This window comes from Lysinibacillus sp. RC79 (assembly GCF_041262405.1).
Lineage (GTDB): Bacteria > Bacillota > Bacilli > Bacillales_A > Planococcaceae > Lysinibacillus.
The window spans coordinates 37,611-53,114 of record NZ_JBGCCD010000001.1; the positions used below are offsets into that span (position 1 = coordinate 37,611).

Annotated in this window: 16 protein-coding genes and 1 pseudogene; 13 read left to right on the forward strand and 4 right to left on the reverse strand. The window is 36.0% G+C overall.

What is annotated here, in order from left to right:
- Positions 1 to 2 precede the first annotated feature (2 nt).
- The 6 genes from dnaI to ABH968_RS00180 all read left to right on the forward strand — a co-directional run bounded on the left by dnaI (position 3) and on the right by ABH968_RS00180 (position 5,490).
- Positions 3 to 941, forward strand: a complete 939-nt coding sequence (gene dnaI, locus ABH968_RS00155; protein ID WP_370042156.1) for a primosomal protein DnaI — start codon at positions 3 to 5, stop codon at positions 939 to 941.
- A 570-nt stretch (positions 942 to 1,511) separates the two neighbouring features.
- Positions 1,512 to 3,443 (forward strand): threonine--tRNA ligase, encoded by a 1,932-nt coding sequence (thrS, locus tag ABH968_RS00160; protein ID WP_370041474.1) that lies wholly within the window; start codon positions 1,512 to 1,514, stop codon positions 3,441 to 3,443.
- Between the two features lie 498 nt (positions 3,444 to 3,941).
- Positions 3,942 to 4,445: a translation initiation factor IF-3 gene (infC, locus tag ABH968_RS00165; protein ID WP_025114499.1), complete on the forward strand. Its 504-nt coding sequence runs from the start codon at positions 3,942 to 3,944 to the stop codon at positions 4,443 to 4,445.
- A 31-nt stretch (positions 4,446 to 4,476) separates the two neighbouring features.
- Positions 4,477 to 4,677, forward strand: coding sequence for a 50S ribosomal protein L35 (rpmI, locus tag ABH968_RS00170; RefSeq protein ID WP_004226312.1), 201 nt, complete (start codon positions 4,477 to 4,479; stop codon positions 4,675 to 4,677).
- 54 nt (positions 4,678 to 4,731) lie between these two features.
- Entirely contained in the window at positions 4,732 to 5,091 is a 360-nt protein-coding gene (gene rplT / locus ABH968_RS00175; protein WP_370041477.1) for a 50S ribosomal protein L20, read from the forward strand.
- Positions 5,092 to 5,229: 138 nt separating this feature from the next.
- Complete coding sequence (locus ABH968_RS00180) at positions 5,230 to 5,490, forward strand: DUF1294 domain-containing protein (RefSeq protein WP_370041478.1); 261 nt, start codon at positions 5,230 to 5,232, stop codon at positions 5,488 to 5,490.
- Positions 5,491 to 5,591: 101 nt separating this feature from the next.
- Here the strand turns inward: ABH968_RS00180 and ABH968_RS00185 are convergent, their stop codons facing one another.
- Positions 5,592 to 5,987, reverse strand: coding sequence for a hypothetical protein (locus tag ABH968_RS00185; protein WP_053484957.1), 396 nt, complete (start codon positions 5,985 to 5,987; stop codon positions 5,592 to 5,594).
- 102 nt (positions 5,988 to 6,089) lie between these two features.
- On the opposite strand from ABH968_RS00185, the gene ABH968_RS00190 reads away from it, so the two are divergent.
- Together ABH968_RS00190 and ABH968_RS00195 are read left to right on the forward strand one after the other, a co-directional pair.
- A complete protein-coding gene (locus ABH968_RS00190) occupies positions 6,090 to 6,575 on the forward strand; it encodes a dUTP diphosphatase (RefSeq protein ID WP_370041480.1) in 486 nt (161 codons plus the stop codon).
- Positions 6,576 to 6,671: 96 nt separating this feature from the next.
- The gene (locus ABH968_RS00195; protein WP_370041481.1) at positions 6,672 to 7,760 is read left to right on the forward strand and encodes a M42 family metallopeptidase; all 1,089 of its coding nucleotides are present in this window, start codon (positions 6,672 to 6,674) and stop codon (positions 7,758 to 7,760) included.
- 390 nt (positions 7,761 to 8,150) lie between these two features.
- Here ABH968_RS00195 and ABH968_RS00200 read toward each other — a convergent pair whose 3' ends face one another.
- Positions 8,151 to 8,528, reverse strand: coding sequence for a peptidylprolyl isomerase (locus ABH968_RS00200; RefSeq protein ID WP_370041483.1), 378 nt, complete (start codon positions 8,526 to 8,528; stop codon positions 8,151 to 8,153).
- A 123-nt stretch (positions 8,529 to 8,651) separates the two neighbouring features.
- On the opposite strand from ABH968_RS00200, the pseudogene ABH968_RS00205 reads away from it, so the two are divergent.
- A pseudogene (locus ABH968_RS00205) lies at positions 8,652 to 8,798 on the forward strand (peptidase M28); the annotation flags it as partial.
- A 60-nt stretch (positions 8,799 to 8,858) separates the two neighbouring features.
- Here ABH968_RS00205 and ABH968_RS00210 read toward each other — a convergent pair.
- Positions 8,859 to 9,563, reverse strand: coding sequence for a 4'-phosphopantetheinyl transferase family protein (locus ABH968_RS00210; RefSeq protein ID WP_370041485.1), 705 nt, complete (start codon positions 9,561 to 9,563; stop codon positions 8,859 to 8,861).
- A 16-nt stretch (positions 9,564 to 9,579) separates the two neighbouring features.
- Positions 9,580 to 10,539: a helix-turn-helix transcriptional regulator gene (locus tag ABH968_RS00215; RefSeq protein ID WP_370041487.1), complete on the reverse strand. Its 960-nt coding sequence runs from the start codon at positions 10,537 to 10,539 to the stop codon at positions 9,580 to 9,582.
- Positions 10,540 to 10,710: 171 nt separating this feature from the next.
- Here ABH968_RS00215 and ABH968_RS00220 point away from each other — a divergent pair, with 171 nt between their 5' ends.
- The 4 genes from ABH968_RS00220 to ABH968_RS00235 all read left to right on the forward strand — a co-directional run bounded on the left by ABH968_RS00220 (position 10,711) and on the right by ABH968_RS00235 (position 15,365).
- Positions 10,711 to 11,319 (forward strand): MptD family putative ECF transporter S component, encoded by a 609-nt coding sequence (locus tag ABH968_RS00220; RefSeq protein ID WP_370041488.1) that lies wholly within the window; start codon positions 10,711 to 10,713, stop codon positions 11,317 to 11,319.
- A gap of 16 nt (positions 11,320 to 11,335) precedes the next feature.
- Positions 11,336 to 12,070, forward strand: coding sequence for an energy-coupling factor transporter transmembrane component T (locus ABH968_RS00225; protein ID WP_370041490.1), 735 nt, complete (start codon positions 11,336 to 11,338; stop codon positions 12,068 to 12,070).
- The gene (locus ABH968_RS00230; protein ID WP_370041492.1) at positions 12,064 to 13,524 is read left to right on the forward strand and encodes an ABC transporter ATP-binding protein; all 1,461 of its coding nucleotides are present in this window, start codon (positions 12,064 to 12,066) and stop codon (positions 13,522 to 13,524) included. Before ABH968_RS00225 ends, ABH968_RS00230 begins: the two co-directional genes overlap by 7 nt.
- Before the next feature lie 89 nt (positions 13,525 to 13,613).
- Positions 13,614 to 15,365 (forward strand): ABC transporter ATP-binding protein, encoded by a 1,752-nt coding sequence (locus tag ABH968_RS00235; RefSeq protein WP_370041494.1) that lies wholly within the window; start codon positions 13,614 to 13,616, stop codon positions 15,363 to 15,365.
- Positions 15,366 to 15,504: the final 139 nt, after the last annotated feature.

Here is a 15,504-nt window from a genome sequence, read left to right on the forward strand (position 1 = left end):
CAATCGAACCGATTAATGGACCATTAAAAAGAGCAATTAAGGTACCATCATTTCAAGAACGATATGAAGCGATGCGTCGAGAAATTTTAGAAAATCCTCGTGTGCAAGAATTTTTAGCAGAGCATGCAGATGAGTTAAGCTATGAATCAGTTGAACGTAATTTACCGAAGCTTCATGAGTTTATTAGTCAATCTACAGTATGCTGTGGCTGTGGCAGTACAGAGAGTTGTACAAACTACTTAAAAGGTTTTTTACCTACTTTACGCGTAGTGCGGAGTACCGTTGAAATTGATTATGTGCGATGCGAGCAAAAGATACGTGAAGATGAGCGCCGGGATGTTGCTAATATGATCGCAAGTATGCATATGCCGAAGGATGTTCTACGAGCTACAATCAGTGATTTATTTATTGATGATCATACACGTATTAATATTGCAAACCGTGCGACTGATTTTGTTCAAAATGTACTAGATACAGGGAATTTGCCTGCTAAGGGCTTTTATTTATATGGTCAATTTGGAGTGGGGAAATCTTTTGTGCTAGGCGCATTAGCTAATGAACTTGCGAAGGCTAAAGTAAAGTCAGTTGTAGTTTTCGTGCCTGAATTTTTACGAGAAATGAAAAATGCAATTGGCGACAACACGTTGAATGAAAAAATAGACTATGTGAAAAAGGCACCAGTGCTAATGCTTGATGATTTAGGAGCTGAAACGATGACTGCTTGGACGCGAGATGAAATTTTGGGGACTATTTTCCATTACCGCATGGCAGAGCAATTGCCAACATTCATTACATCTAATTTTAATTACGATGAGTTGGAGCATCATTTAGCACAGTCACAGAAAGGTGACATAGAAGTCGTAAAGGCGGGACGTGTTATGGAACGTATCAAAGCCTTGACAGAACCGATTAAAATGGGTGGGGAAAATAGACGTATGTAAGATTGGCAGTTGCATTTTATGACAATCGAGCGTATACTGTCACATATAATAATTAACATCTTTCAGCAGGTGTCCAAACACCTGCTGAAAGATGTTAAAGCCTCCGGCGGATGTCACGGAATCGGCTTTGTGCTTGCACAAAGCCGATTCTGGACTCAATTATGCCGAGGCATAATTGATCAAATGCATTGATGAGGACATGAATTTTGTGTAAGGCTTTTAGAGAGGGAAGTCATTGGCTGTAAGCTTCCTAGTTTGAGCACACTATTTACTACCTGCTGAGCAGCGAAAGGGATAATCTTTCGCCGGTCCCTAGCCCGTTAGCTAGCCTTGAGCTTCGTCTGACTATAAAAAGTCGGAAGGAAGAAGGGTGGAACCACGAGCATACGCTTCGTCCCTTTCATAGGGACGGAGCTTTTTTTATTTCTGTTCATGGAAAATAGTGGTGAGATGAATGCGGATATAGTTTCTTTTCAGTGGGTGTCCAACACCTAGAGAATAAGGATAAATTCCGGGGATTCTTGGACTTCAATCATGCATCACAACAAACCAATAAGGAGTGCAAACAAAATGTCAGATATGATTAAATTAACTTTCCCAGATGGCGCTGTAAAGGAATTTGCAAAAGGTACATCTACTGATGACGTAGCATTATCAATTAGCCCAGGACTTCGTAAAAAAGCATATGCGGGTAAAGTGAATGGTGGCTTAGTCGATTTAAAAACACCAATTGAAGAGGACGCTACAATCTCAATTATTACACAGGATGATGAGGAAGCACTGGAAATCTTACGTCATTCTACTGCACACTTAACAGCACAAGCGATTAAACGTTTATTCCCAGAAGTTAAACTTGGTATTGGCCCAGTTATTGAAGGTGGATTCTACTACGATATCGATGCACCAACGCCAATCACTGCTGAAGACCTACCAGCTATTGAAAAAGAAATGAAAAAAATTATCGCTGAAAACCTAGAAATCGAGCGTAAAAATGTTAGCCGTGCAGAAGCACAATCAATCTATGAAGAAATCGGCGATGAATACAAATTAGAATTACTTGAAGCGATTCCAGCAGATGAGCAAGTTTCTATTTACCATCAAGGTGAATTTTTCGACCTTTGCCGTGGTATCCACGCACCATCGACTGGCAAACTACGTGAGTTCAAACTTCTTTCATTAGCAGGTGCTTACTGGAGAGGTAACTCAGATAACAAAATGCTACAACGTATTTATGGTACAGCATTCTTTAAAAAAGAAGAATTAAAACATCACCTACAAATGCTTGAAGAAGCAAAAGAACGTGATCACCGTAAAATCGGTAAGGAATTAGAGTTATTTACAACTTCTCAAAAAGTTGGTCAAGGCTTACCGCTATGGTTACCAAACGGTGCGACAATCCGTCGTGTCATTGAGCGCTATATTGTAGATAAAGAATTATCTCTTGGTTATAAGCATGTATATACACCAGTACTTGGTTCTAAAGAGCTGTACCAAACTTCTGGTCACTGGGATCACTACCAAGATTCTATTTTCCCACCAATGGAAATGGACAATGAAACATTAATTATGCGTCCGATGAACTGTCCTCACCATATGATGGTGTACAAAAACAGCATGCATTCTTATCGTAACCTACCATTACGTATTGCGGAACTTGGTACAATGCACCGTTACGAAATGTCAGGCGCTGTTTCAGGCTTACAACGTGTACGTGGGATGACTTTAAACGATGCACATATTTTCGTTCGTCCAGACCAAATTAAAGCGGAGTTCCAAAAAGTAGTACAGTTAATATTAGAAGTATACAAAGACTTCGATTTAAAAGATTATTCATTCCGTTTATCTTACCGTGACCCAGCAGATACTGAGAAATACTTTGACGACGATGCAATGTGGGAAAAAGCACAAAGTATGTTAAAAGAGGCAATGGATGAGCTTGGCTTAGATTACTTCGAAGCTGAAGGTGAAGCTGCATTCTACGGTCCTAAACTTGACGTACAAGTGAAAACTGCCATTGGTAAAGAAGAAACTTTATCAACAGTTCAGCTTGACTTCTTATTACCAGAACGCTTTGACTTAACTTACGTTGGAGAAGATGGTAAACCGCATCGTCCAGTTGTTATTCACCGTGGTGTCGTATCAACAATGGAACGTTTCGTTGCCTTCTTAATCGAAGAGTACAAAGGTGCATTCCCAACATGGTTAGCACCAGTACAAGTTGAAGTTATTCCAGTTTCAAACGAAGCACACTTTGATTATGCAAAACAAATTGAAGAGCAATTAACTGCAGCGGGCTTACGTGTTGAAATGGATGACCGTGAAGAAAAACTAGGCTACAAAATCCGTGAAGCACAAATGAAAAAAATCCCATATATGCTTGTTATCGGAGACAAAGAAGTAGAGGCTGGTGGCGTAAATGTACGTCGTTACGGCTCAAAAGATTCAGAAACAATTAGCTTCCAAGACTTCTTAGCTAACATTAAAGCAGAAATTACAAAATAATTTTAACTTCTTTTAAGCACGATGATTGATATAAATTAATATGAAGTGAAGACTGGACGACTCCTGGGGATTAGCGGCTAACGGACGCCCCCAGGAAAGCGCCCAGCCGGAACGGATATCAATCTCACGTTATGATGAGAACCACTAAATGGTTTAGATTTAAAACTTTTAGGTTACTTTAATAATAATAAGCTGAAAAACATTTGACAGCTTATAAAATACATGCTAATATAATTAAGGTTAATGAATACAAAGTTTGTGGTTGAAGTAGAGGCTGCCCGCTTCTCACCTGATACAACGCTCTTAGGCTGTGAACAGGTATTACACGTTGAATTGTTTTGCGCAGACTTGCGCATGCACATATAGCGGGCGGACATCTTAGTGTCCGTCCTTTTTTTATGGACATGACAAGAGGATGTACCGTTCAACCGGGCAAGGCTTTGCCCAAACCATGTATTCGCGACAACTACTTGGAGGTGGATTACTATTAGCAAAGACATGTATGTAAACGAAGGCATTCGCGCACGTGAACTTCGATTAATCGATCACAATGGTGACCAGCTTGGTGTAAAGACACGTAATGAAGCGCTAGAAATCGCCACTCGTGTAAACTTGGATCTTGTCCTTGTGGCCCCTCAAGCCAAGCCGCCAGTCGCTCGTATCATGGACTATGGTAAATTTAAGTTTGAACAGCAAAAGAAAGACCGTGAAATTCGTAAAAATCAAAAGGTCATCGTAATGAAAGAGGTTCGTCTGAGCCCATCAATCGATGAGCATGATTTCCAAACGAAGCTACGTAATGCGATTAAATTCCTTGAAAAAGGTGATAAAGTAAAATGTAGCCTACGTTTCAAAGGTCGTGCGATTACACATAAAGACATTGGTCAACGTGTGTTAGATCGTTTTGCTGAAGCTTGTGCTGAAGTATCGACGGTTGAACAAAAACCGAAGATGGAAGGCCGAAGCATGTTCTTAGTTCTTCAACCAAAGAACGAGAAATAATATTAGACGAACAGTTTAGGAGGAATTCGACATGCCAAAAATGAAAACTCACCGTGGAGCTGCGAAACGTTTCAAAAAAACGGGTTCAGGTAAATTAAAATATGACCGTGCTTATGGAAGCCACTTATTCGCAAACAAATCTACGAAACAAAAACGTCACCTACGTAAAGCAAATATCGTTTCATCTGGTGACTTCAAACGCATCAAATCTTTACTTGTTTACATGAAATAATTGACTAAAAAATACTAACATTCATTTTTAAATGAAAAGCAGGAGGTAATTTATATGCCACGCGTAAAAGGCGGAACAGTGACGCGCAAACGTCGTAAAAAAGTATTGAAATTAGCTAAAGGTTACTATGGTTCAAAACATACATTATACAAAGTTGCTAACCAAGCAGTGATGAAGTCAGGTCAATATGCATACCGTGACCGTCGTCAGAAAAAACGTGATTTCCGTAAATTATGGATCACTCGTATCAACGCAGCTGCTCGCATGAACGGTCTTTCATACAGCCGCTTAATGCACGGTTTAAAAGTTGCTGGTATCGAAGTTAACCGTAAAATGTTAGCTGACCTAGCTGTAACTGATGCAGCAGCATTCACTCTATTAGCTGAATCTGCTAAAAAAGCAGTAGCTAAATAATTTTTGACGAAGTTAAAAATTATTTCTGCACCGAAAGCGAAGCGACAGGTGCAAAGTTTTTCACAAGACTGATGGATTTATCCGTCAGTCTTTTTTGTGTTAGAGTAGTAGTAAATAAAAAATAAAAAGGAGTACTCAATGGGACAGGCATTATTAGCGTATATGGCGATTGTTTCTATAGTCCTGCTCGTTATGATGGGCATGGATAAATCAAAAGCAAAAAAGCATGAATGGCGTATTGCAGAACGTACGTTATTTACATTAGCAATCGCTGGGGGAGCAGTAGGTGGCGTGCTAGGAATGTATTTATTCCGTCATAAAACACGCCATAACAGCTTTGCATTTGGCTTTCCACTGCTAGCAGCTATTCAATTTTTTATTCTAGTACAATTATGGTGATAAATCGCAAGAACAATCCGATAAAACTTAAAAATGTTCCGATAAATCACGAAAACATTCCGATAAAACCCGAAAATGTTCCGATAAATAAAAACACATCCTCATGATGAGGATGTGTTGTGCATAAGCTTTTCAATGGGTTGCTTCCAATTTATTTTTGCGCTCGGATAGTTCAATAGGATTTCTTGCTGTAGGTATTCAAAGTCTCTTTTCGTAAAACCTTGCAGTGTAGCGGCGTCTCGGGCGCCAACAAAAATCGTAACAACCTCGAAGGCATCTTCAGTAGTGCCGAGGTATTTTTCACCTTCGAAAAGAGCACCCTTATAAGAAATAAAGAAATTTTTTCGGACATTTTTGACGTCATCATAAAAATAGTATTGGCCTTTTTCATAGGCTTCATCAAGTTTTCGCTTAGGATCGGTTATATAACGAATCGCTTTATAAAATACATAGATAATAAGCGCAATAACAGCAAGACGAATAAGTAACGGCAACATTTTTAATTTCCCCCTTGAAGAAAGGTTATTCCTTCCTATACGATTGTAGAGGGCAATTAGTTTCACTTTTTATAAATATTTTTAAGAAATTTGGAGAAAAAAATGAATTTACAACAATTGTTTAAAATGCAAAAAGAGCTTGATGATTTCATCGAGAAAACACAAAATATTGAACGTGATGTATTTAAAGAAAAAGGTTTAGCCTTAATGGTGGAGCTAGCTGAACTAGCAAATGAGACACGTTGCTTTAAGTTTTGGAGCACAAAGGGAGCTTCAGAACGTGATGTGATTTTAGAGGAATATGTGGATTCGATTCATTTTATATTATCACTTGGCTTATTAAAAGGTTATACAGCGATTGAAAAATGGCCGGTGATTGAAGAGAAGAGAGATTTAACAGAGACATTTTTAATGACACAAGACTATATTTTAAGTTTTATTAGTCAACCAACAGAGGATAGATACTTAGCGATCTGGCAATGCTATGGATTGCTTGCATTTAATCTGGGCTTTTCATTTGAGGATGTTGTTGCGGCATATATTGAGAAAAATGAAGAAAATTATAATCGTCAGCGCACAGGATATTAAAGTGTAAGAAATACACCAATTTTCTGACGATTTAGCTAGGAATATTTCGGTAAACGAAGTATAATAGAGAAGATATAAGAGTCAGGAGGCAAAAGGATGACACAGCTAGATTCAACATTACAAATGTTTAAAGATTTAACAGATGCGAATGGTATTGCAGGTAATGAACGTGCACCACGCGAGGTCATGAAAAAATACATTGGACCATATGCAGACTTAGTTGAAACAGATAATTTAGGTAGCGTCATTGCTAAAAAAGTTGGCGATGAAAATGGTCCTAAAATTATGGTTGCAGGTCATTTAGATGAAGTAGGCTTCATGGTTACTCAAATCGATGACAAAGGGTTCATTAAATTCCAAACTGTAGGTGGCTGGTGGAGCCAAGTTATGCTTGCACAGCGTGTAACAATTACAACACGTAAAGGCGATGAAATTATTGGGGTTATTGGTTCAAAGCCTCCTCATATTTTACCAGCAGATGTGCGTAACAAAGTAGTAGACATTAAAGATATGTTTATCGATGTTGGTGCAGCTTCAAAAGATGAAGTGCTTGAATGGGGCGTACGTCCTGGCGATATGGTAACACCATATTTCGAATTTAATGTGATGAAAAACGAAAAATACTTATTAGCAAAAGCATGGGATAACCGCATTGGTTGTGCGATTGCAATTGATGTTATGAAAGCATTGCAAAATGAAAAGCATCCTAACATCCTTTATTCTGTAGGGAATGTACAAGAGGAAGTAGGGCTTCGTGGTGCGAAAACTGCTACGCATAAGATCCAACCAGATATTGGCTTTGCTGTCGATGTAGGTGTAGCAGGAGACACACCAGGGGTAACTGCAAAAGAATCAACTAGTAAAATGGGTGCTGGTCCACAAATTGTTGTTTACGATGCATCAATGGTATCACACCGCGGTTTACGTGAATTCGTATTAGATGTGGCTGATGAGCACAATATTCCATATCAATTCGAGGCAATGGCTGGTGGCGGTACAGACGCTGGTTCTATCCACGTAACTGCAAATGGTATACCTGCTCTATCCATCGGTATTGCTACACGCTACATCCATTCACATGCAGGCATTTTACATCGTGATGATTACGATAATGCTGTAAAATTAATGGTGGAAGTTATTAAAAAATTAGACCGTGATGCAGTCAATAAAATTATTTTTGACTAATACTGCTGAAAGAACTAAATTGAAATACCGTAGTTTTGCCTTCTAACAAAAATGTTAGGAGGCTATTTACGTTGGTTAGACCAAAGAAATCTATCCATGTTGATACAAGAATACTAGCAATTCAAACACAAACAGAAGAACAAAGCATTGTAGATAAGCTCTATATGCTGTTTTAATTTTGTTAGCTTACATGAGAAACTCCTAGTAAGCTCCTAGAAGAGAACGAAGTAGAGAAATCATTCACGCTGGTTTTCTGATTGTGCTACAAAGCTATATGTGGAGTTATAGGAAAGCATAACAAAAGGACTTGTATGTAGTTTTACACACAAGCCCCAATATTGATGTGTGATAGGTTAATATTTCGATTGTAGAAAAGAGGATAATTGCTCCTCAAATACCTGTTACATTATCAATAGTTGTAGATTTTCCATTGATGTGAATATCAATCGTATCATGGTTAGAGTCTAACGTTAATTTATAGACATGTTGTTTGATTGCATTATCTTGTTGATTTGTAACATTTAACTTTATTATTAATGTATCACCTTGTGTTTCAAGGTCTGTTGTAACTGTTCCTTTTGACCGAAAAACGATATAAGAAACATCCTTATCTACTTCGTTGATTTTTTGAAGTGTATTTTTTTCATCAATTACCTTTTGCACTTTTTCTGGAACACTCTCAATTTCACTAATACTTAGGGTTGATGATGAGTTACATGCTGTTAAAATAAATACTGTCAAAAACACTAAAGATAATAATTTTTTCAATGCCTTTTCATCTGCCTCCCTTCAACTAACTGAAAATTCCATATATAAGAAATTGTAACATAGAAAATCATGAATTGGCGAAGGAATGGTAAATGTGCAGCATATACGAGCATGTCTAAAATGGCTCTATCAATCGGTATTGCAACACGTTACATCCATTCACATGCAGGCATTTTACATCGTGATGATTATGATAATGCTGTAAAATTAATGGTGGAAGTTATTAAAAAATTAGACCGTGATGCAGTGAATAAAATTACTTTTGACTAAGAAAAGTAAAACAACCCTCAAACGAATAAAGTTTGAGGGTTGTTTTATATGAAAAATAAATCATTCATCATATTGCTGAAAAAAAGTTGCAATAGTATGTAAAGAAATTTGTTCAATAGCATTCGCTTCAATTTGCTCATTGGAACAGCAAGCTATAGAATACTGCTGTTCAACACTGGTGCTTAAAAAATATAGAGAATCCAATTGGTTTGTAGAATATAAATGAATGCCACCACCATTAATTTTAAAAAAGAAGGAATGAAGTGGCAAAGACAAGCCTACGCCACAATATTTAATATAGGCTTCTTTCAATGTCCATAGTTTATAAAAATAATCTAATTGATTTCTGTCAGATAAAATGATTAAATCTTGATATTCCTCAGGAGCAAAAATATGTTGAGCGAGATTGAGATCCAGTATATTTTGCTTTTCAATATCGACACCGATTTCCATATTACTGACACCACAAAAAACATAATCTCCTGAATGTGAAATATTAAAAAAGGCGTAAGGTAGATTTTTAACATATGGTTTACCATACTGATTATTGTAAAATTCAATAGCTGATGGGGCTATATTAAAATTTGTTGCAATTAAATATCTAGCTAATATGTCAGCTAATAAACCTCGCTTATAGTCATCCTTTAAATGGAATCGTTGAAGTTTGTTTTGTTTGTCATCTGAAATGAAAGCTGTAAGTTTTGAATGATATATATCGAAATACGAATCTGTAATGGAAAGTAGAGCAAGTTTTATGATGATCAATAACCTCCTTTTATGTTTAACCTCTAAATATTTGCTGCCTATATTCTTTTGGTGTTAAATCTGCATAGCGTTTAAATAACTCTGAAAACCTACCTGCACTTTGATAGCCTACTGTTCGAGCAATTTCGTTAATAGGGAGCTCTGTATGAGCTAGTAATTTCTCAGCCTGATGGACTCGTTGTTTTTGAATATACTCGGTAATTGTGCAATGATACACTTCTTTAAATAATTTTTTTAATTTTGTAGCACCCATGCAAGAAATTTTAGTTAAATGATCTAAAGTTAGTTGTAGGGCGTAGTATTTTTCTATATGAGTGGCTACATGTTCAATTTGGTGAATATCTTCTTTAGAAATTTGTGAGCAATGACAAGTTTTATTGAAAAGTACACGTTCCATAATAAGGGCTAATGCTTCATATACTTTTCCTTCATAAAAAAGTGCAGAAGTCAGGTCAGAACCACGATAAGCCGCTATTTGTCGAAGTAGGATAACCATTTCTGGAAAAGTAGTTGTGGCTTTTAGTGTTGTTAATGCTTGACGTGGATTCACATATTTTTCACCATATTTATGTGCTAGAAATTGATCACAAAAAATAGGGGTAAACTCAATACCGATTGATTGTACTGGAATATTTTTATGAATAATAGCGCTATATTTTTCTCCTTTTCCCCAATAACTTCTTATATAACCTGGCTTTAAGGGTTGGTAAGGGTTAAGCTCCTCACCTGAAATAGATTCATAGTATGTAACGGTTAAAAGCTCAGGCATTGTTAATTCTAGCTGGTAATCCTCAAAAAAATAAAAATCATGAATGAGAATAGAAAACATTTCCTCAAAATGGTATATCCAATAATAACCTTTACCTAAAGTTGGATCGATTGTATAAGTAGTGCCCACTGAGTTATATTTGCTCATTTGGTCAAATTTTGAAAAACCATTTTCTAATAATAGAGGTTTAAAATGATGAGATGTCATCTGATTTCTCCTTTCCTTAATTAGACTTTCCTCTTCCTTGATTGGACGTAAACATAGTGTAGTTATTTTTTTATGTACTATTATTTATTATAATAGATAATGATAATCATTATCAATAAAATGTAAGAAAAAATAGTAATAATTACTACAAAAAGGAAGGTGAATGTAGATATGTATTCTCAAACAATGCAGCAAAAATCTCTAAGTATTAAAGATTTAATTACAATCGGTATTTTCTCAGCACTATTCTTTATATTCATGATGATTGGATCAGCCTTTTTTGCTCCCAATCCTGTATTAACGTTTTTAATGCCAGCTGGCGCTGCTCTATTAACGGGACCTATTTATTTATTAATGATTGCAAAAGTACCGAAATTTGGTCCTATTCTTATTTTAGGAATATTGTTAGCGATTATTACCTTCGTTACAGGGATGTACTGGTTATGGTCATTAGCCTGTATAGGATTAGCTATAATTGGTGAATTAATAGCATCGATTGGTAAGTATAAAAATATATCAATTAATATTATAAGCTATATTGTTTTTTCACTTCATCCAATGGGTTCTTACGTAATGCTGTGGTTTAATCAACAAGCGTATAAGGAGTATTTGGTAGGTCAAGGAACAGAACAAGCTTATATGGATACGATGTTAACAACTGCCCAAAATTGGATGTTACCAACAATGATTGTTGGCACAATGCTATGCGCTTTGATTAGCGGTTTATTGGGAAAAAAATTATTGAGAAAACAGTTTGAAAAATCTGGAGTGCTGGCATAGGTAGGGCGGTGAACTTATGAATAAGGAAGAAGAATTGCAGGGCAATATGCATATGCATGTTTTCACCGTCAAACTTGATCCAAGAACGAAAATATATCTACTACTGTTAGTAAATGCAGCAGTTTTTTTGTCACCTTCTTTTCAATTTGAACTCATATTAATGGCCATAATATTTAGTCTTTGCTTACTGATGGGGATGTTTTCTTTTTCATTGAAAATGATGCTTGGATACGGGTTTATTCTAGGAGTTCACTTAGTAAGTGAAATGTTTTTGACAGGTGTGTGGGAGCTAATGTTTGTATCATTTGCAATGTTTATCAGAAAAATATTCCCATGTGTTGTAATGGGTGGTTTATTAGTTGGAACCACAAAAATAAATGAATTTATGACGGCTTTAGGAAAAATAAGAATTTCCAAAAAGGTAATTATTCCATTAGCTGTAATGTTACGCTATTTTCCAATGATTGGTGAGGATTGGCGATATATAAAGGATGCTATGAAGTTGAGAGGCATCTCACCCTCCATAATAGGTTTTCTAAAAAATCCTGTGCAAACGGTTGAATGTATTTACGTTCCTTTAATGATGGCAGCCTCAAAAATTGCTGATGAATTATCTGCTGCTAGCATAGCGAGAGGGATTGAAAACCCGAAAGAGCGTTCTTGCTTTCAACATGTATCATTCCAATTCAGTGATAGTATTGTAATATTTATATTTACATTTTTTGTGTTCGGAGGAGTGTTCATATGTTGAAAGTCGAGCAATATTCATTTCATTATACAGATGAGAAAAGTGAAGGTATAGAAAATATAAATATTCATGTAAAAAAGGGACAGTGCATTTTACTGTGTGGTAAGAGCGGCTGTGGTAAAACAACTATTATCCGAGCAATTAATGGTTTAATTCCTTATTTTTATTCTGGAAAGCTTAAAGGGCAAGTGTTGTTAAATAATCAACCTGTAGAAAATAGGAAAATGTATGAATTAAGCGAACAGGTTGGAACGGTTTTCCAAAATCCGAGATCACAATTCTTTAATGTGGATACTGATAGTGAGATTGTATTTGGAATGGAAAATATGGCATATTCAAAAGAAATGATGGAAGAACGAATGCTGCAAATTACGTCTGAGCTTCGTTTAGAAAGGCTTCGTCGACGCAATATTTTTCATTTATCAGGGGGAGAAAAGCAAAAGATTGCTTTTGCAAGTGTGTATGCTGTAGCACCGGATATTTTTGTATTAGATGAGCCTTCCTCTAATTTAGATGCGGCTGCTATTGAGGATTTAAAAGACATGATTGCATTACTAAAAATGCAAGGTAAGACAATTATTGTATCGGAGCATAGACTTTACTATTTAAAAGAATTAATTGATAGAGCCATTGTATTAAATAAGGGACAAATTGTATCAGCATACTCACAAAAGGATTTTTTACAGCTTTCAGATCTACAACTGAGGCAATTAGGACTCCGCACACTTTATTTAGATAATGTAAAATTTCAACATAAACTGCTACCTGCTGAACAAAAAGTTCATGAGCTTGTTGTGAAGGATGTCACTATATCGCACAAAAAAAGAAAGGTATTAGAAAATATTCAATTCACAGCAAAAAGCGGAGAAATAATTGCAATCACAGGACATAATGGTGCAGGAAAAACGACCTTTGCTAGAGCGATATGTGGACTACATAAAATATCATCAGGAAATATTTGTTTTAATAAACAAAAACTAACAATGAAAAAGCAGGCACAGCTTTCCCATATGGTGATGCAAGATGTCAATTATCAGTTATTCGCAGAAACTGTTGAAAAAGAATGTGTATTTGGGGTGAAAAATCCCAATCCGAATTTAGTACGAAAAGCATTGGAGGAAATGGATTTATTAGAGCTGGCCAATCGACACCCGAATACATTATCAGGAGGACAAAAACAGAGACTTGCTGTAGCTGCAAGTTTAATAAGTGAAAAAGAAATTATAGTGTTTGATGAACCGACAAGTGGATTAGATTTTGACAGTATGCAAAAGGTTTCTATAATTTTACAGAATTTGGCAGATGCTAATAAAATTATTTTTGTTATTACACATGACCTAGAATTTATAGCATCCTGCTGTCATCGTATACTTCGCTTCGGAGATGGAAAAAAGCAAGATGATTATAAGTTAAATAAAGAAAATCATCAGTATACAATTGAAACTTTCACTAGATAGCAGGAAATGGATACTAACGTAACTGACCTGCAATGTGCAGAGAAATGTACAATACAAAATTACGATGCATAGGAAAGGGCTGAACGATAATGGGGAAAGTTGTAAAACAAAATAAAAATCCGATCTTTGTGCTTCTTTCTTGGGCTGGAAAGGATAAAAAATATTTATATTTGTCTGTTTTATGTTCTTTAATTAGTGGTCTTTCAACAATTGTACCTTATTTTGTTATTTATCAAATTATTGAGCACGTCTATCACAATAATTTAACAAAAGCTTCGTTAATTCAAAATTTATTGGTTTTGGCTATTGCGATAATTGTTCGATTTGGGCTCTTTGCTATTTCCGGTACTCTATCGCATAAGGGCGCCTATCGAACGTTATTTAAAGTGCGTTGTCAAGTAACAGAGCACATGGCGCAGGTTTCATTAGGTTCTTTAAATGAACGAAATACAGGAGAAATTAAAACACTATTAAATGAAGAAATTGAAAAGCTAGAGTTATTTTTAGCACATCATTTACCAGAGTTAGTCTTTTACATGAGTGGTCCAGTTGCTGTCTTTTTTTACTTATGTACAGTTAACGTACCATTAGCGCTTATTTCGTTTATTCCATTAATTGTTGCAGTGGCAGTAATGGCCATAATGTTTCGGGGAACGAATCAAATAATGGATCGAGCAGCTCGTTCCGTAGCCAATCTAAATGCAATCATTATCGAATATATTCAAGGTATGCGTTTAATTAAGGCATATAACATGAGTAGTTCATCATTTAAAAAGTTTACAAACGCAGTAGACGATGAATTTAATATCTGGAAAGAAATGTCTTTGAAGATGGGTCCGCCATATGCGAACTATGTCATTATTATAGAATGTGGCTTACTTCTCATGGTACCTATTGGTGGAATGTGGTTTTTAAACGGTAGTTTAACAGGAAGTGTCTTTATTCTTTTTGCATTTGTAGGCTCATTGTATTTAACAGAATTACGACCTTTACAGGAATTAGGTTCAAACTTTGCACAGGTTTTAAATGCTGTAAAGAAATGCGTAGCCTTTTTAGAAACACCTGTTTTTGGGCAAGGGCAGGCATTTCCGAACAATAATAATATCGAATTAAGAAATGTCAACTACTCTTATGATGGGCAGAAAGAGCATTTAAAGAATGTCAATCTGTCTATTGCTGAAAATGAAAAAATAGCTATCGTAGGTGCTTCAGGTTCAGGGAAAAGCACCATTGTACAGTTGATATCACGTTTTAATGACGTTCAGCAAGGAGAAGTATTGATTGGTAATCGAAATGTGAAGGATATTGACTATGAGGAATTACTGAAAAATATAACAATAGTATTCCAAAAGACCTTTTTATCGAGTGGTACAGTGTTTGAAAATATTGTCATGGGCTCTAATGCCACAATTGATGAGGTAAGGGATGCGGCGAAAAAAGCACAAATAGATGATTTTATTATTTCATTACCAGAGGGTTACGATACGAGAGTAGGAAGTTTTGGAAATAGATTTTCTGGCGGAGAAAAACAGCGAATTGCTATTGCACGTGCCATTTTAAAAAATGCACCAATTTTAATATTAGATGAAGCAACATCTGCAGCAGATCCAGAAAATCAGGCAGAGATTGATCAAGCCATTGCTGAACTTTGTGTTGGTAAGACAGTAATTATCATTGCACACCGTCTTGGTATTATTAAGCATTGTGATCGAGTGGCAATTGTAGAAAATCAAACGCTACAAGCATGTGGAACACATCAAGAAATGCTAGAAGAAAACCCTTCATATAAAAAGATTTGGCAGGATTATAGTAAAGCTAGAGAAATTACGTATGAACTTTAAGATGTTGTACTTGTTTTAAATATTAATGAATGCTGCAACATCTGATGGAAAAAAAGCTAGATAAGACTTCTCTCAAAGTAAAGTGGAGTGAAAAGGTTCTAGATATTCACAAGAAAGGGAAGGGTCTTTCCAGGGAAAG